This window comes from Citricoccus sp. K5 (assembly GCF_902506195.1).
Lineage (GTDB): Bacteria > Actinomycetota > Actinomycetes > Actinomycetales > Micrococcaceae > Citricoccus.
Window position 1 is genome coordinate 1 of sequence record NZ_LR732819.1, and the last position, 22,559, is coordinate 22,559.

Here is a 22,559-nt window from a genome sequence, read left to right on the forward strand (position 1 = left end):
GCCCGCCCGAGCATCCGGGTTGGCCGCTTGAGCCCGCCGGCAACGGCGGGCCTAGATGGATGGCCGTCGCTGGGAAGCGGGTGACCGCTCCCGGTACAGAACCCGGCGTACAAGCCAGCCTGTCCCGCTTACCTCTGCTAACGCCCCTGTATTGCCTCTAGATTGCGGTGATCCAGGGGCGTCGGCATATCGGACAGTCGAACGGATGTACTAGAAGTTGTGGTCCATTCGGGCCCTCTGTGGCGGCTCAACCGCCACAGAACCGCCACAGATTTCAGTCCCGCCATCCGGGTAGGTCCCGGTCCAGGGCGCGGCGCTGCTCGGTGGGGAGTTTCCCGGTGCGGTGTCTGGTGCGCTGGTGGCCGATCCAGTCGCTCAGTGGGTCTTCCGGACCGGCAGACCTCGGCCACCGGTCGTGCTCTCTCCGGAACTGGACGGCGTCGATCAGGCGGAGTCTCCATGCTGCGTCGTGGTGAAGGCTGCGGGTGTCCGTCTTCCAGCCGGGGATCGTCTCGTCGAGCCACCGGGCCCGGTGCACGGCCAGCCGTCCTAGCTTGTGCTCGGAGCGCTGCGTGGACAGCCATTGGGAGAGGGGCCCCTCGGGATCGTCGTAGGAGTTCCGGTACGGGCGCCGGCCGTGCTCCTCAATGAACGCCATCACGCGGGCGTGGGCGGCCTTCCACCGACGGTCGCGATCCACGACCGTCGTGGGCCGTGGCCGGGGCTGGTCGTGGAGGTACAGGCGGCCGGCCACCATCTCGGGGTACTTGTGTGTGATGCGGCCCAGGTAGTCACGGACCTTCTGCACGGGGTGGTCGTTGAGCTCGGCGATCTTCTCGGGGGTGATGCCCTGCCGGTAGAACAGCACCCACTCCGGGTGGAGTAGGCGGGGGCTGTCGGTCATACGAGTCAGATTAGCTTCTCTAGCATCCGCTGAGATTGACGAATGCTAGCGACTGCGGGGACGCGCCGACCGTCCTGGAGCGTCCCCACGGGGTCGTGCTTATCGGTTCAGTCGAACATCTGTGATGCCGTCGTGCGCGATGTCCAGCCGCTCAACGGTATTACCTTGCCGCAGTTCAATCACACCGGATCGCAAGACACTAGAGACGCGCAAGGACAAGTACATCTCCGACTTCCAGGTCACGCGTGGCAAGAACTCAACGCGAGTCACGGAACTACCGAGGTTCACTGGCTGATCCGTAGTGAACCGCACAAGACCCTGGAAGTAGGTGAACCCACTTTCGGAGTGATCAGTCTTTGGCTCGGAGAACTCGAGTTTCCCCGACGTCGATTCATTCGACAGCATCGTCGATTCAATTCGCCCTTGCCACCGACCAACCTCCGGGATGTCAGGAAAGATGTCCTCGCTGCGATCTGGCGTCTCGGCCTTGAGTAAGAAATCCGAGACGAATTCAGCACCGGGCAACAATTGCGCAGAAACACCGTCTGACGCCCGAGTATGGGACAACCAGAGACCTAAGCTGTCGAGTCCTTCGCCCCCTGGGAGGGACCCGCTAGGATAGAGCCCCGTTCCACTGGCATTGGAGTAGGCGAAAGGCTCTGTCGGACTCGCGATAGCGGCACGATCACCCCCGACGTCCTTATTCTCGGCCCAGTTGTAACGCAAGGCCTCTTTGCTACTGCTTGATCCGGCATTTTTTCTTGCAGCCGCCTGACGGCCAGCGTGGACCGTGCCGACGTGCCCGGCATCAACGCCGATGGACACGGTCATCCCCGCCTGAAGCCCCACAAGCAAATCGGACGCCTGTGGGCTCCGGACGGGACTGGCGCTGGCTACGCCTTGACCGACCAGGGCAGTCGAAGATACTGATATGAGGGTGCCAAGGAGTACATTTCTTCGCGACAGATTTCGCGCCATGTGTTTCGCCCGTCTTTTCGGAACTCGAACTTGCTACGCCTGGCCAATCTCTGCGGTGTCCAGGCCAGCCATCAGGGCGAAGCCCAATGACTTGAGCGCAGTGAATCCCAGACAGAGACTCACGCTAAGAGGTGCGATGACCCCACCGAGGAGGTCAGGCGCTAAATCAGGACAGACCGAATGAGGCAACCAAGCTTGCGTGCCCGGCATCGGTGAGCGAAATGACCGGGATCCCTGCGGCCCGTGCCTGCTCAATTACCGAAACGTGCACCCCGGCGAAGACGCCGCCCGACAGAACTCGACCCTTGCTGGCCCCGTAAAGAAAAAGCACTTCATCCTCCTGATAGTTACCATATGTGGGATCATCCGGGAAATCACCGGTGTCTCGTAAACGATCACCCGAAAGTGACCAGCCGTATTGACTGAGCCATGAAATCGGGTTTCTGTGAGTAGTCTGATCGGTCACCCAAGACTCAAAATGCAAGTGGACATTCGCTGTACCCGTGTTGCCCATCGTTGCGATTCGCTGACCTCGGCCGACTCTCTGACCCTGAGACACGCGAGGATCACTGATGTGACCGTAGAACGAGAGCGTGCCGTCCGGGTGTCGAATGCCGATATGTTGACCATTCCGATTCGGAACAACATAGGAGCCGACGAACTCCACTTGGCCATTAGCTGCGGCGAAAATTGCCGGGCGGGTGTTGGGAGTGACGCCAGCAATGTCGATCCCGTAATGATACGCATCCAAGTATGGATCCTCGTCACGCCATTCACGATACCCATAAATATCGGTCAATCGGGCGCCATCAATTGTGGGCATGAAGCGTTCCCATCTAAAAGTTATCCCGTCTAATGCGCCTGGAATCTCCCTTAGATTTTCCTGGCCGTTCCCTGCAAACCGTAGTTCAACGAGCGCTTCATGAAAACCCCTCACACGAAATTTGCGCCACCTTTTTTCGACGATGGTTCTGCGATGCGATGAATGCATGCTGTCAGGCTCATTGGAGGCGACAAAAGTGAATAGGCGACGACATGACCATTAACAGACGGAAGGGCCCCACCAACCTCGAGTGAGGTGGTGGGGGCCCGCCGGGGAGGTCGGCCATGTAGGCCGTCAGGGTTGGCTTTGTGTGACCGGCTATTAGGCGACGTGGCGGCCAGGTTCCTTCTCGACGCCGGTGCCGAGGCCGATGCGCTCGAGCAGCTTGTTGACGCCGGGGATGGCCATGATGCGGGCGGCGATCGCGCCGATGGCCACGACGACGCCGGAGACGGCCAGGAGCGGGCCGCGGGTCTGCTCGGGCAGGCCCTCCTCCTGGACGATGGCGTCGATGATCGGCGGGCCGAGGACCACGATGCCGACGGCCACGGCCACGAGGGTCTGCACCACGGTGCGGACCGTGGTCTTCGCCGGGTGAGCAACCTGAGTCGGCGTGCCGGGTGCGAGCTGGGTGACAGCCATGGTCAGGCCTCCTTCACGGTATTGACGGCGGGGGCGAGGGTGCGCACGCGGTCGGGTTCCACCGTGCCCGCGTTCTCGGCGGACTCCACGAGCGCGGAGAGCTTGCCGTCGATGCGCTGGAGGACGCCGGAGAGGTAGACCTCGACCTGCTGACCGGTCTCGGGGTCGATGACCCATGCGGACGTGCGGCTGGTGGTGCCAACGATGGCGCGGAGCTCGTTGACGGTGGAGCGCACCTCGGCGAGGGTGTCAGCGAGGCTGTCCCCGGCGTCCCGTGCGGCCTCTTCGTCGTGCTTACCGAGCTGCTGGACGTGGCCACCGGAGATCTGAGCTCGGATCTGGGCCAGTTCATGCATGATCTTGCTGACATCACTCACGGTGAGTTCTCCTTCTTGGGGTGCTGGTGCTGCGGGGATGATGGCGGACGGCTTATCGGTGGAACTGGACGGGGTGGCGGTGGCGCGGCCGTCCCATTCGTCGTAGAGCCGACCGTCCTTGATGACCCACCCGTACTGGGCGAGCCTGCTGAGAGGGTTGAACACGCTGCGGTGGTCGCGGTAGTCGTCCCACCATTCGAAGTGGAGGTGGATGCCGTTGGACAGGGGGATGCCGGTGTGCCATGTCTCGGCGATCACCTCGCCGCGCTTGACCTGTTGGCCCGGCTTGACCTTGTGGCGGCGGGTGTGGAGGTAGGCGGTCAGTGACCCGTCCGGGTGCCGGATGCCGATGGCCGGGCCGGAGCGCAGTGGGATGGTCTTGATCCACTCCATGACGCCATCTGCTGCGGCCTTGGCGAACACGGACTCGCCGGGCGTAGGGCCGCCGAAGTCCACGCCCCAGTGGTCTCGTGGCCCGTTGTCGATGTCACGCTTCCCGAAGGCGCTGGTGAACCGGGATCGGTCTTCTACTGGCATGGTCAGTTCTCCTGGTCTTCGGGGATGGGTGGCAGCTCCTGGTAGGGGGTTCCCTTGTCGATGAGAAGTCGGCGGACCAGGTGGGCGTGTTCGCGCCAGAGGTACCAGAACCGGCGGGACCTGCCGGCCTCTATTCGGGCCTCGTCGAGCTTGGTGGCCATCCGCTGGGCTTCGTCCTTCTTGCCGACGCTCCATTGACGGATCCCGTCATAGGCGGCCTTGAGGATGAACCCTCCGGGTACGGAAATGAGTGCGGTGATGATTGCTGGGTCCACGCTGGCCCCTCCCTCTCGCTGTGGTCAGCGGTTTCGGCGTGCCGGATCGTATGGCCGGTCCCAGATGCGGACCATGCGGACGATGACGTGGCCTATCAGTCCGAGCACGACGGACAGCTGCAGCAGCCGGTTGCCGGCTGAGGTGATCTGGAGGGTGCCGATGATGACGGCGTAGATGGTGGCCGCGGTGACGATGAGCATGGTGGCGTAGCGCTCGACCCACCACCATCCGGGCAGCACGGCCACCGCCCCGATTGCGCCGCCGATGGCGAGCATTCCGGCCAGCATGAGCATTGAAATTAGGCCGATCTGTCCGGCGATGGATGTGGGCGGATCCCAGAGGGCGGCGATGCCGCCGCACAGCAGCACGGTGTACGTGAAGAAGTGGATGAGGGCGACGACACGGGGTTCGTGAATGCGGAGCCAGAGCCGGCGCAGCGCGCCGGTCCCGGCTGGTTCGAGGACGTTGGCTTGCGTCATCTGCCCTCCTTGAGCATGGCAGAGGCCCCGACCGGTGTGGTCAGGGCCTCTGTTCTGGTTGTGCTCGGATTGTGGTGATCAGGGCGTGAATGGTGGACCGGATGAGGTCGACCTAGTGGGTGCCGTTGCGTCAGTCGATGGGGTAGGTGACGCCGTCCAAGGAGATCCAGGACGGCACGGTGGTGAGTCCGGTCTGGGACATGGTGCCGTCGGTGGCGATGTTGAGGCGGTAGGGCGCCGTTTGGGCTGTCCATGCGCGGACATTGAGCAGCTGCGGGTATGTCGGCCGCGCCTCGGCGGGCAGAACCGACATGGCAGTGGTGGCCATGGCACCGCTGAGGACCCCACGCAAGCGAACGGTCTTTCCCTCACGGCGCCACTGCGGCCCGGCATAGCCCTGACCGAATGCTGTCCAGCCGTTCCGAAGGGGGATGAAAGCCCACTGGCCGCCCGCCTGCTTATCGACGTAGGCCTTCGTGGTGAGCTGCGCCTCGGACTCGACAGGCTGTGGCATGTTCCAGTTGCCGTCAGCGGCGTAGGAGTAGGCCGGTCCTTCGAGTGCGAGGCCGCCGACCAGCCGGTCGATCTGCGCCTCGGCGGCCCACATGTGCCCGTCGCGGGCGGAGACGTACCAGAGCGCGTCGCCGGACTGCGCGCCAGCAGTGCCGACGCTGATGCCGTTCGTGTTCATGTAGACCGAGTTGTGGGCCCCGACCACATGGTCGGACGGCACGGGCGTGGTCTGGATCTTGCCGCCCTCGATGATGCCGTTAGGCCCGACGATGAGCTTGCCCGTCGCGGAGTCGAAGTGCAACATGAGATTGCCATTCGGATCGAATGACCGAATGCCCTGGCCGTCCCACTTCAGTCCCCGGTTCGCTGCGGCCAGTGTTTCGAACAGCGCGCCCACGAAGCGGCCGCCGGTAAAGGTCTGGCCCTCGAAGGCATTGGCCTTGATCATGCCTGCCGTGATTTCCACGAACTGGCCCAGCGCCGCCCACAGCGTTTCCGTCACTGTCATCTTGTCAGTGGTGACAGCCCCGTCCTTGAGGAGTGTCCCGCCGATCCAGGCCTCAGTGGCCTGCAGCCTCTCGATAACAGCCATAGCCGCGTAGAGCTGATCCGCATAGGCGTCGGCAAACTGGGCCTTCTCCGTGACGGAGAGGGTCTTCATGGCTGCCGAGATAAGGGTGGCGTTATTGGCAAACAGGCTCCCCTGCACCACCAACTCGTCCTCGATCAGCGCCCGATTGGCCCCGAAGATGTCCGTGATCAGTTCGTCGGTGACAGTGATCTTAGAGGCGTCGATAGCCCCATCCTTGATGAGGACGCCACTGATCCACGCCTGGATTCCGACCGTGAGGCGGTTGATGATCGCCTGGTTGGCCAGGAGCTTCTGCGTGACCAGCTCGGCCACCTCGGCGCTGCCGGCGGTCAGCTTGCCCACGTCCAGGTTGGCGATGGCCGCACTGTCGATCGGGGTGGAGACCCAGGCGTTGTTCACCCGGTTCCACTGGCCAATGACACGACCGGACAGGGTGCTCTGGTGCTGCCACCAGATTGAGCCGTTCGGAGCCGTGCCCGACGGGCCGGCCGTGCCGTGCAGCACCTTCGGCAGGCTGTCAGCGTGCTTGATAGCGTCGGACTTCGCCGTCGCGGCGGCATCCATCGCGGCATCGGCGTGGTTCCACGCCTTGCCGGCCTCGCCGTGTGCGCTGTCGGCCCTGTTCTGCGCGGCCAGCGCAGCTTGCTCAAGCCTCTTCACATCGGTGACGTTCTTCAACTCGAGGTCGTCAACCCAGATGTTCTTCTGAGTACTACCCATTGCGAACGCGAAGCGCGCCGCCAAGTGAGTCACATTCGCAGGTACAACGTACTCAACTGCCTGATGCTTCCAGTCAAGGCTTTCTGTCATGGCCGTAGAGGCCACGTCGGTCAGGACGCCAGCGGCCCCCTTGCCACGCAACCGCAAACCACCAGGAGTGCCAGAGATGAATCCAGCTTCGGTCTTGTACCACCACGAGTAGCGCCAGATCTGCCCGGCCTGCACGGGGAACTCTGCCTGGCTTGCCGCGCCATTGTTGTTAGTCCGAAAAGAAGATCCGCCAGAACGGGACACAGAGGTGTCAACAGTGCCACCGGAGTGCTCGCGGTTCCATCCGGTCCAGCCCTGCTCGAACGAGCCGTTGGCTACCATATTCTCGGTGGACTTGTAGGCCTCGACAGCGGCGGACATGGCGGCATCAAACTTTTCCTGAGCATCAGCAGCGGCAGCACTGATCGCCCCGCTCTTGGCCGCGTCAGCCTTCGCCGTAGCGTCGAGCTTGGCCAGCCGGAGGGCCTCTGCCTGAGCGGCATCAGCCTTGGTCGTCGCGTCAGCCTTGGCCTGCTTGATGGCCTCAGCCTGAGCAGCGTCAGCCTTAGCCTTCGCGTCGGCTGCAGCAGCAGCTTTGGCCGCGTTCTCTGCGGCGGTAGCCAGCCGTTTAGCCTCCGCTTCCGCTGCGGTCTGCGCCGCTCCGGACTTGCTGGTGGCATCGAGCTTGGCGTCGGCAAGGGCCTTGTCGGCTTTGGTCTTGGCGTCGGCAGCGGCGGTCGCCTCAGCAGCAGACTGGGCGGCAGCGGCCTCCGCTTCGGCGAGTCGTTTGGCCTCAGCCTCAGCGGCGGTGCGAGCGTTGTTGGCCTTGGTCGTAGCGTCGGAGGCGGCAGCCTGGATGGCGGCATTTTTCGCGGCCGTGTCACCCTGCTGGAACGCCTGCGTGAGGGCGGCGTCCAGATCGGACAGGGCTTCGGCGGCTTCGCCGGCCACAGCCTCGGTTCGCCCCTCTGCGGCTTCCAGGCGGGTGTCCACGCCGTCCACGCGGAGCTGCAGTGCGGCGGCCGTAGACTGGGCATCCGTGCCGGCCTTCTTGGCCTCCTGCGCGGCGATTTCGAGGCGGACCACGTCGGTCACATCACGGAGGACCACGTCGTCAATCAGAAAGTGAGCCGCCTTGGTTGCCAGACCGGACCGAAAGATCCTAGGGCGCACCATATTTACGTCGGCTGGAAGTGTGTACCGAAGCGCGCCGGAATCCTGCCAGTCCATGGTGGACTCGGTATTCCTCCAGTACCCAGATACATACGCCCCGGATTCGTCCATCAGGGCGGCCACGATCTGCGCCCCGACAGCGGCATCGTTTGCTGCCTTGAAGTAATACTGCAGCTCCCAGATCTGCCCCTCCACAACGGGCATGAACGACTCTGGCGTGATCCCGTCGCCCACTGAACCGATGAGCGCGGAGTGGGAGCCGGAATGGCCCTCGTCGGCAAGAACAGCATTGCCGGTCCAGTACTGCAATCCCGCCTCGAAGTTGCCGTTGGCCAGCCGGGTCATCGCCCTGTTGTTGGCCTCGGTCGCCCGTGCCTCGGCGGCGATGGCGGCGTTGGTCGCGATCTCGACGTTCTTCTCTGCCGCTTCCACCTGACCGGGCAGCGGCTCGAGGATGATTTCTAGCTCACCTTGCCGGCTGACAGCGGCGTCGATGTCCGTGCGGGCTTCTGTGGCCTTCTGGTCCAGAGTGACCATGCGGGCGTCGGCCGTCTCCGCGTACTCCGCCAGTTCCTCACGGGCCGCGGCCAGCACGGCCTTGATGTCGTCCACGTTGACCAGCACGGAGGGGGCCACCCCGTCAGACGCCGGACCAGGATCGGAACGGTTGCCCGTGGTATCGGCAGCGATGGCACGGAAGAACACCGGCACGTTAGCCTCCCGGCCGGCCACCGGCAGCACGCCGCCGCCACCAAGGGTGCCTACGGCCTCCCACTCATCGTCAGGCGCGGTGGCTGACAGGGCGGCGTACACGGTGGTGCTGGCAAAGTCGTCCGGCATCGACTGGCCGTCCTCACCCAGCCCGTCCCACTGCGGCAACAGGACACCGTACCGCTCTGCCGTCACCAGCTTGGATGGGGCCTGCGGCGGGACGGTATCCACTGGGATGTCCTCTAGCGGCAGGCCTTCGATGTGGCCACCCGGGCCGATGACCATCACCTCGCCGTCATCCACGGACGAGTTGGCCAGGGAGAACCCTGCCTCAAGAGACCTGGCACGGCGGTCCAGTGCCTTCATCGTGGTCACCATCGGACCCTGATCCAGGGTGAGGGGGTTACGGTCTGCCAAAGCTGGTCATCCTCTCAGATCAAGCTCAATGGGGTCTGCGCCGTTCGCGCCGACGGACAGCCGGTAACCGGCCAGCCGGAACGACTTATTGGGGTTGAGGAACGGGTCCGAGTCGTCCGAGATGCGGTTCACGACCATGCCCGGCACGATCCTCAGCGCGGACTCGTTGTTGTTCAGCAGGCCAGGAAACCCATCCGGGTGGATCGTCATCCGGTGCGTGTAGTTCATGTCGGCGTTCCGGCGGACCCGTTCCCCGGCGAAGCGGACGAGATGGTGGCGCTGGTGGGTCTTGCGATCCATCCACGCCCCGTCCAACTGGATGTACTGGGTCTCGTGGCGGAACTCGGACGCGGACGCGGTCTTGGACCCGTTGCCGACACCGAACACGTACGCCTTGTTCACCACGTTCTCGGCATCGTGCTCGACCTCGTAGTCCACGCCCGAGCCCACCAGGTTCACGTCGATCTGGTGGTCCATGTTGAGGGCGGCCTCGGACTGCATCCGCCAGTGGAACCGGCCCGTGCTGTCAGAGGTGTTGCGCTCCGGCTTGAACCAGACATCCGGTCCGCCGGACCAACCGATCACCTGTTCCACCGCGTCGGCCACCGTAATGGCCTGGTACCCCCGGTAGTTGAGCACCGTGTCGCCAGCCACCGTGTTGGACGGGAAGATGATCGGCAGGTCATCGCGCCAGGTGGCGTCATCCTTGGCGAACTGGACGATCTTCCATGCAGCGGTCACCAAGGAGTAGGGCCCGAACTGGAGATGGGACTCGGCAGGCCGGGTGATAGCCCGGATGAGGTAGCGGCGCTTCAGCACCGACCACAGATCCTGCATCGTCAGGGTGATCGTGTTCGCGGACTTGGTGTACTTCCGCTTCCACACCACACCGCCCCACACGGCGACACCCTTGTAGGTCACGAACAAGGACCGGATGGTCGGCAGGGTCAGCGACTCCCAGTACGACTTGCCCGCGTCGCGAACGGACGCCAGTGGGATCGTGACCGATCCGCCGACACCTGTGTTCAAGGAAATGTCCCCGTTGAACGCCGACGGGTAGATCTCCCGATGGACGACCCCGCTGTTCGTGCTCACGATGAAGAACCGCCAGTCCCGCTCCACGCGGCCTCCTTAGATGTAGGTGTCGTACAGCCGGACCAGGTACGTGGCCGTGCTGTTCGCCCCGTCGTGGGGGATAACGTTCACCCGGCGGGACTCACTCGGCGCCACAGACGTCAGCGTGGACCGTCCGACCGACCCGCCGGGGGCCGGGTTGCCGTTCAGGTAGACCTCGCCTGTGCCGGAGTAGATCGTCACCACATCGCCTGCGGACTGCCAGATGGCGTCCGTAAACGCAATCGGGGCGGTCGAGGACCCGTACACCGTGAACCCACCGGGGAACGTCCCAGACACCACGAAGATCGGCCACGCCTCAGCATTGCCGTCATGGTGGATGTCGATGGCGGTCCCCGGCACGCCGTTGAACTCGTTGCGGATCCCGTACTTGTAGGGGTCTGGGGCCTTCAGCGTCATCGACAGCCGCGCCAGCTTGTCCGTGATCGGCGTGAACCGGATCGAGGAGGCACGCTCCACGTTGGCGAACTGATACTGACCCGGCCAGTGATCGTCCACACGGAACGCACCCCGCCCGCCATTGCGGCGGAACATGCCAGTGAAGACCATGCCGATCTTGTGCATGGACTCGTGCGACGGCGCGTGAATGTTGGCCGCGAATTCGATGAACCGAGCCTCGTCATAGACCGGGGCCTCGAAATCTCCGCCCCGAGCCAGGCGGGGGACTGACTGGGAACGCGTCTCCGGCGAATCCCACCAGCCGTCCAAGGTCGTGACCGTAGCCCTTACCCCATACGGCAGCGCCGACATGTTCACCCCATCGACGTAGACAATCTGGCTCATAGTCCGTTGACCTCCAATGCGTGCTGCAGATCCCCCACAGCGACCTTGGCCGCCGCTGTCGGATCAATGGTGTGGATGCCCCCGAGATTGATCTGCGGACCGCCACGCCCACCCAGTGACGCCTCCAGTCGTTCGTAGTCGAGGCCGACGTTAATCGAGGACCCCGACCACTCCCGGCCCACCGTGCCCCCGCCCTGCAGTCCGGCGAGGTGCTGGATGGATGGGTGATCCACCCGGATCGCCTCAAGCACTCCGAGGTATTTCCGCGTCATAGGCTCCGGCTCCACAAATTCGCCATCATCCACAAGGGCTGTCGGCCTTCCGTGGGACCCAATGCCGAGGATGGTGTCCGTGCCCAACCCGTAGTAGGGCAGGCGCCCGCCATTGGCCAGGCGCGGCAGGCCGAAGTCTCGACCCACCATGCCGCCTGTGTAGCCACCGAAGCGGTTCATCATCCCGGACAGGGAACTGCTCAGGTTGTTCAGCCCGGACGCCACGAACTTCACTGACCGGGTCCGGGCCAACTGGGCGAACTCACGCTCAGCAGCCGCGGTCTCGGCATGGGCGCGGGCGACCACGTCGGTGCCCTCGATGTTGTTGATGTCCTGCTGGGTCCCGTACACGGTGCCGTTGTCATCAACCCAGACGGTGCGTTCGACACCGTTGATGTTCCGGATCTTCGCCTGGACATCGATCGTCGTTCCGTCCTCGGTGACGAAGATGTGCTCCGTCTTGCCGGTGACCTCGTTGATTTTCTCCTGCACGGAGCCGGCGGTGCCGTCTTCGGACACAGCGACGGTAACGCCCTTGTACCCAGGGATGGCTTCGACAGCCTGCCCGGTGAACTCGGCCATACGAGCAGCAGACTCATCCATCCACGTGGACACTTCCACGTCCCGGTCGATGCCAAGCTGGGCCTTAGCCCATTCCTCGGCGGCCGTGGCATTCATCCCAGAGGCACGCGCTGTCTCGTACAGGGCGGCATACCCGGACTCGAGCTCGGCACGAACATCTCCGTGCGCGGCCCCCTGCTCTGCCAGGGCCGCCGCAGCGTCCCACGCGGTCTCGGCGACCTCGCGGGTGGCGGCGCGGTTGGCCGCGGCCTTCTCGGTGTTCCCTTCGATGGACATGCCGTTCTCCTTGAACGACTCGGCCAGGTCCCGGAGGGACTGCTGGTGAGCATCGGTGGCCGCCTGCGCGTCGCGGTTGATGACACCGAGGGTCATCATGGCGTCCACGATGTCCGACAGGGACTCTTCGGTTTCCTCGGCCGCTTCTCCGAGCTCGTTGATTCCTTCGGCGCCGGCCGCGGCTCCCTCGCCTGCGGCTTCTCCGCCCTCGGCGACGGCCTGCATGTGCGCCGGGAGGTTGCCCATGGCGGCCTGGAACAGGTCCGCCTCGGACGTGGCCTGCCCGGTGGCGTTGGCCGCGGCCTCCACGCCCTTCGCGTACTCCGGGAATACCCGTTGCAGTTCGGTCCAGGAGGACAGGTCCATGCGGCCAACGGACTCCGCTTCGATGCGCAGGGCGTTCATCTGTTGCGCTGCCGATTCGGCGTCCATGGTGGCCAGCGCTTGGTCCAGGGACGTGATGGTGTCCCGCACCTGTGACATGACGTTGTCCTGCTGGAAGACGGTGTCGCCGAAGGACTGGACGTGCTTGATCGGGTTGGACAGGTCGATGCGCTTGAGCGCGTCACCGAACCCGTTGACGTGGGTGGTGATTCCGGAGAAGTCGAACTTGCTGTCCAGGTCGGCCGAGTCGCCGGCCTCGTTGAGTTTCAGCGTGGCGTTGGCGACTTCCTCCACGCCAGGTGCAGCGTCTCGTGTGGAGTTGTAGAGGGCGGTCAGGCCGGTCACGAGGGCAGTGATTCCGACCGCGGCACCGGTGGCGATACCACCGATACGGAGTGCCGACTTTGCCCGGGCGCCGGTGACACCGAGGCCGCGCATGGCGTCGACGGTGTCCACGACTCGGGGGGCGAGGGTAAGGAACCCGCCGGCGGCCAACAAGGCGATGCCACCGGCACCGGTCAGGGCTCCCAGTCCGGCCTTCACCGGGTCAGGCAGGGCGGAGAACACCTCGGCAATGCCACCGATGGACTCGGTCACGGTCGCGACGACGGGCAGGATGGCCCCGCCGGCGTCGATCGCGGAGTCCTTGATCTTGTTCCAGGACACGGCGATGCGGGACTCTGCGGTCTCGTACCGCTTGGAGGCCTCGTCGGCCAGGGCGGACGCGGACGCGAATGACTCGGCGCCAGTTTCGAAGGACTCGGCGAGCAGATCCCCGGACTGGGCCAGGCGAAGCATGGTGTCTGCCTCACGGACACCCTTCACGCCGAGGTCGGCGAGCATGCCGTTCACGTCTCCACCGTTGGCGGCAACGTCTCCCAGCCCGGAGGTGAGCATGACCATGGCCTCGGCGGGGCGGTTCTGCCAGGCGTTGGCGAACTCCTCTGCGGAGACACCGGCCGCTTCGGCCCACCCGGTGAGGGAGTCCCCGCCTTCACGGACGGAGGTGTCGATCTTCTTCATCACCATGGATATGGCGGTACCGCCAGCCTCAGCTTCGATGCCCACGGAGGACATCGCGGAGGCCAGGGCCATGACCTGGTCCTCAGACATGCCCATCTGCTTGCCGACGGCGGCGACGCGCATCCCCATCATGAGGATGTCCTTCTCGGTGCTGGCGCCGTCGTTGCCGAGGGCCACGAGGGAGGATCCGAGGTTGTCGATGTCGTCCGCGCTGGTGCCCATGATGTTCATGAACTGAGCGAGGGTGGTGGCGGCCTCTTCGGCGGTGAGGTTGGTGGTCTCGCCGAGGTCGATCATGGTGCGGGTGAACGCGGCCACGTCTTCCCGTGCGATGCCGAGCTGGCCGGCTGCCTCGGCGACGGCCGCGATTTCCGTGTGGGTGGCCGGCAGGGTGGTGGCGAGGGTCCGGAGCTCGCCCTCGAGGGCTGCCATTTCTTCGGCTGATCCATCGACGGTCTTATTGACGCCGACCCACGCGGTCTCCCAGTCCATGGCGGCTTTACCCATGCCAGCCGCAGCGGCAGTCAGTCCGGCCCCGGCGGCGAGGGCGACGGTACCCACCTGCTCCATGTCGCCGCGGTGGTCCTTGACGGCCTTGGAGAGACGCTCGAACTTGCCGGTTGACTGCTGTGCGGCGTCCCCGGATCCAGCGAGCTCACGTTGCAGGGCGTCCTGGGCGGATGCGGCTTCCTGGGCGGTGCGCTCAACGTCGCGCTGTGCCTTGGCCACGCCTTCCTCGGCGGCAACGATGCGGGTGGTGTCGCCGCTGGTGCGGGCGTCGTTGAGCTTCTGCTGGGCGACGCGGAGGCGGCCGGCGGCGTCAGCGGAACGGTCCTGGGCCTTGGCGGCATTCTGAGCGGCCCGCTCTTGCTTCTGCGCTGACTGCTCGGTGGCCTTGCCGGCCTTGTCTGCGGAGTCGGCGAACTTGTCGGTGACCTTCGCGGACCGCTCCATCGCCCGGTCGTACCCGGAGGTTTCGGCCTCGAACCGTGACCGTACGACTTCATCCGCCACGGTGGCCTCCTTCTATTCGGTTGGGGTTCCGTACTTCTCGCGCCACCAGGCGGGTGCGGATGCGACGGTGGGTGAGTCGGCTGCGGCTTCGGAGGGCACGGCGAAGAGGACGATCCCGGGGGCGGGGTCCTTGTTCTCCTTTCGCCAGCGCTGGATGGCGGCCGACGGCTCACAGATGCGGGTCTGGACGTTGTAGGCGCCGGATCCGCACTCGGTGAGGGTGCGCCCGCAGTCGGGGCAGAGCATCCGTTGGTAGAGGGTGTGGGCGTGGGTGAGCAGGTGGTCCCGATCCGTCCAAGTCCCGTCCCCGCCCACCCACGCCGACGGGGCCCGCTGGTAACGGACGCTGGTGTCGAGCAGGGCGAGGGTGGGGCGGGCGTGGTCTCGGGTCAGGACCTCGGCGAGAAAGGGGCCGTGACGCCGCCGGTCGGATCGCCGTAGGTGGCCTCGTTGAAGGCGTTCACGAGCTGCTGCCACTGGCCCTGGCCGATGGCGGAGTGCAGGGCCTTGAGTCCATCGACGGTGACGCGTTTGCCGTCGACTCGAGCGGAGGCGGCCAGCAGGGCGTAGGTGCGGCCGGCGGCGTCCTTGCGCTCTATGTCGGCGGTGGCTGCCTCAACTTCGGGGTTGATCATGCCGATGATGGTGATTTCCCGCTTCGCCTCGTCGACCTGCTCGATGAGCTCGGCCATGCGGGCCTCGATGCGGTTGAGGGCCACCTGGTGAGCGTTGGCGGACGGCTCGGCGACGGAGCGCTGCAGCTTCTCGGTCTCGGCTCGCTTGACCGCAGCGTCACGGTTGGTGTGCTCCTCGCGGAGGCGGTCGAGCTCGTCCTTGAGGCCGGGCTGGATGAGGTAGACGGTGACGGTCTGTCGGGGCCGGTACTCGTCCGGGTCGTGGCCGGCCAGCCATCCGGTGAGGTCGAAGGTATCTGGGTCCAGGTCAGCCACGAGCGGCCTCCTGGATCTGCTTGATGATGTCGTCGGCCTGCTTCGCGAGTGGCACGCCGAGGCGGTCGAGTTGGTAGTTGATCTTGGCCCCGCCGGTCAGGTGGATGATGACCACACCTGCGTTCCGTTCGGGTATGAGTTCAGTCTGCAGGTGGGTGATGTGGTCGGCGTTGGCGTGCACCGTCGCGCCGAGGGAGATGAGTCGCATGATGGGTTCTCCTTGATGGGTTTCGATGGGTGATCAGGAGGGGCTGGACCCGGTCCCGGCGGTGACCCATCAGCACGCCGGGACCGGGAGTTCAGTGGGTCAGGCCCCGGCGGTGCCTGCGACGACGCCGTTGAGTTCGGCGTCCTGCACCGTCAGTGGGATCGTGACGTGGATGTACCCGGCGTGAGGGTCGGCCTGGCGCTGCCAGTTGTCCGTGGTCACGGCGAACACGGAGTACTCGTCGCCGGCCTCCCACTCCTCGTCCCAGTCCTTGCCGGTCAGGGACTCCACCACGTACACGGGGGTGCCCTTGACCTTGAGGGCCTGGAACAGGACGTCGCCGGTCGGGTCGGCAGCGCCCGGGTTCGTCTCGTCGAAGTACCGGAACACCGCGATGGAGCCCTCGTAGTTCGAGCGGGCGGGTACGGAAGCCGAGGACGGCTCGCACACGGCGGGCTGGTTCAGTGTCTCCGAGGCGGTGGCCGCGAACCGGGTGCCTTCCTGGGCGACACGGCAGGCGGCGTCCATGCCGGCCGTCAGGGTGGCGACGGTGAGCGCACCGAGGGGTTCGGTCGGGGGTGCGGTGAGGACGGTGATCTTGCGGCGCTGCTCGGCGAACGTTCGCGGGGGCAGGGCAGAGATGGGGGTGACGGTCATGGTCAGGACTCCTTCTGGGTGAGGGGTGTAGTGAACGGGCTCTGCAGCCCTTCGGGAATGGCGACGCCTGCCTTGAGCAGTGCCTCGACGACAGCGTCTGACAGCCCGATCAGCTCGATTGGGCTGTCCTCGCCGTAGGGGTCGCGGTCCTGCGCGGCCAGCGCCTTCTCAAGGGCGTCCATGACGATGTCATTGGCTGCGGCGTTCTCAGCGGGCTCGTAGCCCTCTGGAATCTCGTTGCTCATGGTCAGGCGTCCTTCGGCTCGGCCACGCGGCTGGCCTTGGGGGTGGTGTTCGGTTCGGGCTCAGTGACGCGGCGCCGGTTCTTCTCCGAGGGGGCGAAGTCGAGGTTGTCGTCGAGCTCGACGAGGTGGGCGGGCCACCGGAACTTCTGCTTGGTGGCGTCGTTCTTTCGGATGGCCCACACACGGCCATCAGGGGACTGCTTCGGCACGGGGGCCTCCTACTGTTCGGGGTTGCGGGTGGTGGTCAGGGTCCAGGAGAGGGGAAGGAATGGGCGGGCCGGGGAGATGTCGGTGTCCGTGAGGACGGTCGCGGCTTGCTGGGAAAGGGCCGGCCGGATGATGCCGGAGCCGACCCGGGCGCCGGTGAGGGCCGCTTTGAGTTCGCCGGTGGCACCGAGGACCGCCCATGTCTCTGTGGCGGCCACGGTGGTGTTGAACCGGAACTCCTGGCCCTGCAGGTCCGGGCCGCCAGCCACGGGCTCCTGGTCGTAGGGGGATCCGGCTCCGGGCCAGAGCACGCAGTACGGCAGGATGTGGCCGCCCACGGTGGTGATCCCGGCGGGGACTTTGCCGGTGTCGACGCGGGTCGGGCCGAATGACCGGACCGTCTTGATCAGGGCTTCGATGTGCTTAAAGATCGGGTGAGCGTCAGGGATGCCTGCCATCAGGTGACCGCCTTCCCGCCGAGCTGGCCGAGGGCTTCCAACCACTTCGCGCTGTTCTTCTCGAATGCCGGGGACATATAGGGCTGGGGTGCCATGCGGGACGTGCCGTGCTCGACGTACGCGGCATAGTTCACGCCGGCCTCTACCTGGCCATAGACGGCGCTGCCGTCGGTTCCGGTCTCCGTGGTGATGGAACCCTTGAGCATGCCTGTGTCCACCGGCGCCAGTTCCCGGGCTCCGTTGGCGGTGTCGATCGTGGCCTTCACGGTGGCGGCCACGACCATGGGCCGGAGTTTCCCCGGGGCGGTCTGTAGCCGGTTGGCGTGGGCCCGAATGTCGTCGCCTGCACCCATCAGCCACCGCCCTGGGTGAGGTCGTCCAGGCAGGTGAGGTCACGCTCCCAGACGAGAGTTCCGCGCTGGATGGACGTGACCTTGAGGCGGCGTCCGATCAGGTGCGGGTCACCGTCGTGGCCGGGCTTGTACCCGGTGACGGTGATGTACGGGCCTGAGCCCGTGACGGTCAAGTCCGGCATCCGTGAAAGTGGCAGGGTCACGAGGTACTCACGGGTGCTCACGTCTTGAGAGACGACCTCGGCCTCGCGTTCGCCGGTGCGTTGCTGCACACGGCAGGGCACGTCACTGGCGTACGCAGGACCGGGGCTGGGCTCTACGTCCGGCCATACCGGCGGGGCGTCGGCACCATGAACCCGACAAAGCCCTGTCATGGTGGACTCGGCAACAGGCCTATGGTGTTGTTGCCACTCCGGTGGGATGACCTGGTGATTCGGGAGGCCTACCATGGCCAGCGTCCGTACTCTTCGGCTTCATGACGGCCAGACAGCCCGGGGGCCACGTAGCCGATGAACGAGGCTTCACCGTCCTCAGTGTTGGCGTGGCCGTCGTACTCGTCAGCCTGCGCCCGGAGCTCAGCGGCCACCGCCGGCCCATCCGACGAGAGGTCCTGGGTGCGGATCTTCTTTGCGACCAGCACCTCAGAGGTGGCGATGATGCGCAGCGCCCGGGCGGTTGCTCGGTTCACGTTCTCATCGGAAGCCACCAGCAGGCCGGTGATCATGTCATCCGAGAGCAGCGGGGCATTCTCGTCCAGGTCCGTGATGTTCAGACGGACGAGTCCAACCGGGGTAGTGAAGTTGATGGGCACGGCAGTACCTCCCGGCGCTATGAAGTTGAAGGGGGCGGGTGGGGCAGAGGTGCCAGCTATTGGCGCTGGGTGCTCACATGCCCCACCCATTCAGAGGGGAAGATCAGGAACCGGTGGACGCGTACGTCAGCATCGGATCCAGGGTGCCGGCGCCCACGACGTGGCGGCCGCGGTAGGCGATCGTGTCATCGCCGAACGAGCCTTCCTCCGGGGAGATGGCCCCACCAGTGAGGCGCTGGCCCTGGTCGGCCTTGACCCGGATGTCCGGGTTCTCCTGGCCGCGGAGCTTGGCGACCACGAGGGCCGGACGCGACGCCGTCGGAGCGGGCAGCAGGTACCAGGTGGTGTCCGCCTTGGCCGAGGTGTTCACCACAGTCAGGTAGTCCGACACCACGACGGTGAACTTGCCGGCCAGCGGGTTCGGAATCATCCCGGACCCGCCCTCGGGGTTCGGGATCGTCGGGGTGGACACCAGCTGCTCGGCCTCGAACATCAGGGCAGCGGGGACAACCAGCTGCATCTTGGAGTTGGCCACCCGGGACGGGTTGCCGTTCTTGTCCTTGCGCTTGCTGATCGCCACGTAGGCGGCCTGCAGGTTGGCGCGGGTGAGCGGCTTGTTGTCCACGGCGTTGCCGTTGGCGGACTTGAAGAAGTCTGCCTTCGGACCGGCGGCGGACACGAATGCCTCGAAGGCGGCCTTGTCCTCGGTCTCGATTGCGCCCTGGGCCAGGTCGGCCGGCAGCTGAGTCAGGCCGTCGAGGTCATCGTTGACGATGAGCTCCCAGGTCAGCTTGAACAGGTTGCCGAACTTCTTCACGGCCAGTTCGTACTTGGCCGCGTCCTTGTTCCGCTCCTTGTACTCGGCACCCTCCTTGACCTCATCGAGGGCACCACGGCCGCCGAACAGGTCGACAAAGGTCTTCGGCTTGAAGTCCTTCACGGTGGTGGCCCGGGCGAGCTTCTGCCACTCCGGGGTCAGATCCTCGTACTTGGCAAGCATCTCCCGGTCGAAGGCGGCGCCGAGGTAGATGTTGAAGTCACCCCGGGTGAGCGCCTCAGACAGCATGGCCTTCTTGAAGGGGTTGCCCCGCTTCATGCCGTCGTTGAATAGCTTGGCGGCCTCGACCATGTTGGTGAGGAAGCCCTGCGAGGGGGCGTTGCGCTTCTCCCAGCCTTCGGCCAGGAGGAGTTCTTCGGTGTTGAGAATGGTCATGGTGTTTCTCTCCTTCAGGCCTGTGCCGGGCCGTTGAGCAGGGAGACTTCGACCGGTCCGGCAGCGGCGGCCTTGGTGGCCAGTGCGAAGCCGAACAGGAGGTTGTCCGTGGCGGTGGTGGTGAGTGCGCCGGTGGCGGCGGTGATGTACACCGGGTCTCCGACGTTGGCGACGGCGCCGGTGACGGTGACGTCAGCGGAGCCGTTGAGCCACACGGTGGCGGTGCCGTCGGGGAATCGTTCGGTCTGGGCGATGCCGCGGAAGGCGCCGACGGCCACAGGGGAACCGGGGACGACGTAGGCGGGGACGGGCAGGGAGATGTGCAGTGCCTCGGGGAGGCGCATGTTCTTGGCCACGGTCAGGCCTCCTTCACGTTGCGGCCGAACGCCTCAGCGACGGCCTTGCTGGCGGACTCGGGGGTGATGTCCTCGGAGCCGGTGGCGGCGGTGTCGCCGACGCCGGAGGGGGTGCCGGCGCCGTTGGCGGACTCACGGGCGGCTGCGGCCTCGGTGACCATGGCGGCGAACGCGTCGTGGTCGTAGTCGTCGTCCTTCGCGGCCGACTCGGCGGCGGTCACGTAGAACTTCGGGGCGTCCTTGCCGAACGCCTCGGTGACGGCGGCCAGGGCCTTGTCCTTGCGGGCCTCGGCTGCTTCCTTGGCGGCCTTGCGAGCGTCTTCCTCGCGGGCGTCGCGTTCGTCCTTCAGTTCCTTCTCCAGCGCGGTGACCCGGCCGGCGGACTCGCGCAGGTCGGCGAGTTCCTTGTCATCGATGGTCGCCATGGTGGCGCCCTCCTTTTTCTCGTTGACCCCGGCCGGACCGGACGGGGAATCTGTGGGGGTAATGGGGTCGAACTCGGTGCGGCGGCGCACCGGCTCCGGGCCGCCCTCGAGCGTCACGGTGGACCCGTCGACGGTGTACGTCTGCCGGTAGGTGCGAGTCGTGTACCGCTCATCGGTGGAGTAGTAGACGTAGTCGTCGTCGAAGTCCTCGAACCAGACGTACGAGCCGTCCGTGCCGTGGGTGTCGTAGACGGCCTTCGCCAGCCACCCGTTGCGGTCACCGTTCGTGGTCTCAGTGGCCCGCATCGAGCGGGACTCGATGACTCGGGCCGCTTCCAGGACCTCGGCGATGCGTCCCCCGCGGCCGGCGACGGTCACTAGGTCCACGCGGTTGAAGGGGTCCGGGATGAGGCGGTTCACGGTGCCGTCCTCGGAGATCTCGGCGGCCGCACTGATGGAGACCCCGATGAACTCGCCGAACTCGGTCACGAAGTCACGCCACGCGGACCCGACACGGGCCTCGGCGACGAGGGCATCGCCGGTCCACCGGGCGTCCTCTGTCAGGACGAGGGCAAGGTTCCGGAGGTCACCCTCCGGGCGCTCCATGTCTTCCATGGCGGTCGTGTGGTTCACGTGGCCCTGGGTGCCTCGGGGGAACGCCTTGTCCTTGGCGGCCCGCTCGAGCATCTCTGCTGAGTATTGGCCGGACGATCCTTGGCCAGGGGTGATGATGGTCAGGAGAACACGGCCCGGACCGGTGTTGGCCGGCGCCGTGGTCGTGGCCTCATGGATGCGCTGCTGTAGCAGAGTCGCCACGATGCCTCCTAGGCTGTTGGGGTGGATGATGACGCGAACGTGTGCACCCCGGATGGGCACCAGTGGGTGCTTGACGGTGTGCATTTGGCGTCGTTCGGTGGGGCGATGTGGGTGAAGTGCCGGTTTTGCGGGGCGGTGGAGCACCGGCCCGCGGCGAACTACCGGGCGCACCTACTGGGGGAGTAGGTCTTTCACTGGGGTGAGGCTGTAGGACGGCCGCCAGTCGGGGCTCTCGTGGCGAGTGGATAGGTCCGCCCAGGTGACATCCCCGTTGCGGAGTAGGTCGGCCCGGGTCTTGCCGAGGGCGCGGTCCTGGGTCTCTTCGGTGAGGCTGTTCCACCAGTCGTCTCGCTCGGCAGGCCGGTCGGGCTCGTCGTCCTCAATGCCGGTGAAGCCGAGCTCCGCCCAGGTCTTGGTCTTGTCCACGAACGTGCACCGGCCCTGCTGGTGGTCCTCGGGGCCGAACTGATCGACCGGCCATTCCGTGCCGTGCTGGGCGAGACAGGATCCGCAGGTCCGGGAGTCGAGTGATGCGATCCAGATGCGGGCGGTGATGAGGTCCCGGTTGACTTGTGCACTGGCACGGCTGGCGGCCCGGCCGGCGTCGAGCATTTCGGTTCGGGCGATGCGGGCGGCCCGGGCGAGGCCACCGTTGAACGCTCCCTCGGTGCGGGTCATGATGCGTCGGGCCACCGTGTTCGGGTTGTCCCCGACGGTGATGCCGCGGATGAGCTCGGCGCGCATGGCTGCCTCAGCGGCCGGGGCGAGTGCTGCGGTGGTGGATGCGATCTGCTGGGTGGAGCGGGCCACGATGGCGTCCAGGGTGTCATCGTTCAGGGTGCCGAGCGTGACCCCGGGGGCCTCGGGCGGGAGTTGGGCTTGCAGTGAGGCGAGGTGCGCGTCTACGGCGTCCAGGACTGCGGTGCCGAGGTCGTTGGTGATGGTCACCTTGGTCAGGGCGGCGAGCTCGTCCAGGCGGGACCGAGCGGCGGCCAGGGCTTGGGCGAGGCGCCGGTCTTTCGCGATCACGCTGGCTGGGATGGTGTCGGCGTCCGTGGCCAGCAAGACGGTGAGAGCGTCGGCAAACTTGGGGGTGAGCTCGTCCCAGGCATCGACCCATCCTCGGGTGATGGCGACGACCTGCTGGTCGGTGAGTTCTACGGTCCGGTCACGGGATGCCCGCACCAGCTGCACAACCTCATCGGTTACAGCCATGCGGG

At 65.7% G+C, this 22,559-nt stretch carries 25 protein-coding genes; all 25 read right to left on the reverse strand.

What is annotated here, in order from left to right; all coding sequences use genetic code 11:
• Positions 1-274: 274 nt before the first annotated feature.
• Entirely contained in the window at positions 275-904 is a 630-nt protein-coding gene (locus BOSE125_RS17015) for a helicase associated domain-containing protein (RefSeq protein ID WP_159555381.1), read from the reverse strand.
• Positions 905-1,003: 99 nt separating this feature from the next.
• Positions 1,004-1,735 (reverse strand): hypothetical protein, encoded by a 732-nt coding sequence (locus tag BOSE125_RS17020; RefSeq protein WP_159555383.1) that lies wholly within the window; start codon positions 1,733-1,735, stop codon positions 1,004-1,006.
• Between the two features lie 313 nt (positions 1,736-2,048).
• Entirely contained in the window at positions 2,049-2,873 is an 825-nt protein-coding gene (locus BOSE125_RS17025; protein WP_159555385.1) for a M23 family metallopeptidase, read from the reverse strand.
• 153 nt (positions 2,874-3,026) lie between these two features.
• Positions 3,027-3,347, reverse strand: a complete 321-nt coding sequence (locus BOSE125_RS17030; protein WP_159555387.1) for a hypothetical protein — start codon at positions 3,345-3,347, stop codon at positions 3,027-3,029.
• 2 nt (positions 3,348-3,349) lie between these two features.
• Positions 3,350-4,261 carry a M23 family metallopeptidase gene (locus tag BOSE125_RS17035; RefSeq protein WP_159555389.1) on the reverse strand — a complete coding sequence of 304 codons (912 nt, stop codon included), beginning with the start codon at positions 4,259-4,261 and terminating at the stop codon, positions 3,350-3,352.
• A 2-nt stretch (positions 4,262-4,263) separates the two neighbouring features.
• Complete coding sequence (locus BOSE125_RS17040; RefSeq protein WP_159555391.1) at positions 4,264-4,536, reverse strand: hypothetical protein; 273 nt, start codon at positions 4,534-4,536, stop codon at positions 4,264-4,266.
• A gap of 24 nt (positions 4,537-4,560) precedes the next feature.
• The gene (locus BOSE125_RS17045) at positions 4,561-5,016 is read right to left on the reverse strand and encodes a hypothetical protein (RefSeq protein ID WP_159555393.1); all 456 of its coding nucleotides are present in this window, start codon (positions 5,014-5,016) and stop codon (positions 4,561-4,563) included.
• A 130-nt stretch (positions 5,017-5,146) separates the two neighbouring features.
• Entirely contained in the window at positions 5,147-8,668 is a 3,522-nt protein-coding gene (locus BOSE125_RS17050) for a hypothetical protein (protein ID WP_159555395.1), read from the reverse strand.
• Between the two features lie 510 nt (positions 8,669-9,178).
• Complete coding sequence (locus BOSE125_RS17055) at positions 9,179-10,294, reverse strand: hypothetical protein (RefSeq protein ID WP_159555397.1); 1,116 nt, start codon at positions 10,292-10,294, stop codon at positions 9,179-9,181.
• A gap of 9 nt (positions 10,295-10,303) precedes the next feature.
• Positions 10,304-11,089, reverse strand: a complete 786-nt coding sequence (locus BOSE125_RS17060) for a hypothetical protein (protein ID WP_159555399.1) — start codon at positions 11,087-11,089, stop codon at positions 10,304-10,306.
• A complete protein-coding gene (locus BOSE125_RS17065) occupies positions 11,086-14,640 on the reverse strand; it encodes a phage tail tape measure protein (RefSeq protein WP_159555401.1) in 3,555 nt (1,184 codons plus the stop codon). The genes BOSE125_RS17060 and BOSE125_RS17065 overlap by 4 nt, the downstream gene beginning before the upstream one ends.
• 12 nt (positions 14,641-14,652) lie before the next feature.
• Positions 14,653-15,117, reverse strand: coding sequence for a hypothetical protein (locus tag BOSE125_RS17070; protein ID WP_159555403.1), 465 nt, complete (start codon positions 15,115-15,117; stop codon positions 14,653-14,655).
• Complete coding sequence (locus tag BOSE125_RS17075; RefSeq protein WP_159555405.1) at positions 15,030-15,590, reverse strand: hypothetical protein; 561 nt, start codon at positions 15,588-15,590, stop codon at positions 15,030-15,032. The genes BOSE125_RS17070 and BOSE125_RS17075 overlap by 88 nt, the downstream gene beginning before the upstream one ends.
• On the reverse strand, positions 15,583-15,798 hold the full coding sequence (locus BOSE125_RS17080; RefSeq protein ID WP_159555407.1) for a hypothetical protein: 216 nt from the start codon (positions 15,796-15,798) through the stop codon (positions 15,583-15,585). Before BOSE125_RS17080 ends, BOSE125_RS17075 begins: the two co-directional genes overlap by 8 nt.
• A 99-nt stretch (positions 15,799-15,897) precedes the next feature.
• Entirely contained in the window at positions 15,898-16,455 is a 558-nt protein-coding gene (locus BOSE125_RS17085) for a hypothetical protein (RefSeq protein WP_159555409.1), read from the reverse strand.
• 2 nt (positions 16,456-16,457) lie between these two features.
• On the reverse strand, positions 16,458-16,700 hold the full coding sequence (locus BOSE125_RS17090; RefSeq protein WP_159555411.1) for a hypothetical protein: 243 nt from the start codon (positions 16,698-16,700) through the stop codon (positions 16,458-16,460).
• A gap of 2 nt (positions 16,701-16,702) precedes the next feature.
• Positions 16,703-16,909 (reverse strand): hypothetical protein, encoded by a 207-nt coding sequence (locus BOSE125_RS17095; protein ID WP_159555413.1) that lies wholly within the window; start codon positions 16,907-16,909, stop codon positions 16,703-16,705.
• Positions 16,910-16,918: 9 nt separating this feature from the next.
• Positions 16,919-17,365: a hypothetical protein gene (locus tag BOSE125_RS17100; protein WP_159555415.1), complete on the reverse strand. Its 447-nt coding sequence runs from the start codon at positions 17,363-17,365 to the stop codon at positions 16,919-16,921.
• A complete protein-coding gene (locus BOSE125_RS17105) occupies positions 17,365-17,718 on the reverse strand; it encodes an HK97-gp10 family putative phage morphogenesis protein (protein WP_159555417.1) in 354 nt (117 codons plus the stop codon). Before BOSE125_RS17105 ends, BOSE125_RS17100 begins: the two co-directional genes overlap by 1 nt.
• Positions 17,718-18,167, reverse strand: coding sequence for a DUF6093 family protein (locus BOSE125_RS17110; protein WP_256376004.1), 450 nt, complete (start codon positions 18,165-18,167; stop codon positions 17,718-17,720). Before BOSE125_RS17110 ends, BOSE125_RS17105 begins: the two co-directional genes overlap by 1 nt.
• Complete coding sequence (locus BOSE125_RS17115; RefSeq protein ID WP_159555421.1) at positions 18,161-18,529, reverse strand: hypothetical protein; 369 nt, start codon at positions 18,527-18,529, stop codon at positions 18,161-18,163. Before BOSE125_RS17115 ends, BOSE125_RS17110 begins: the two co-directional genes overlap by 7 nt.
• 103 nt (positions 18,530-18,632) lie before the next feature.
• On the reverse strand, positions 18,633-19,742 hold the full coding sequence (locus BOSE125_RS17120; RefSeq protein ID WP_159555423.1) for a Mu-like prophage major head subunit gpT family protein: 1,110 nt from the start codon (positions 19,740-19,742) through the stop codon (positions 18,633-18,635).
• 14 nt (positions 19,743-19,756) lie between these two features.
• A complete protein-coding gene (locus BOSE125_RS17125; protein ID WP_159555425.1) occupies positions 19,757-20,098 on the reverse strand; it encodes a DUF2190 family protein in 342 nt (113 codons plus the stop codon).
• A 2-nt stretch (positions 20,099-20,100) separates the two neighbouring features.
• Positions 20,101-21,339, reverse strand: a complete 1,239-nt coding sequence (locus BOSE125_RS17130; protein ID WP_159555427.1) for a hypothetical protein — start codon at positions 21,337-21,339, stop codon at positions 20,101-20,103.
• A gap of 171 nt (positions 21,340-21,510) precedes the next feature.
• Positions 21,511-22,554, reverse strand: coding sequence for a phage minor head protein (locus tag BOSE125_RS17135; RefSeq protein WP_159555429.1), 1,044 nt, complete (start codon positions 22,552-22,554; stop codon positions 21,511-21,513).
• Between the last annotated feature and the right edge of the window lie 5 nt (positions 22,555-22,559).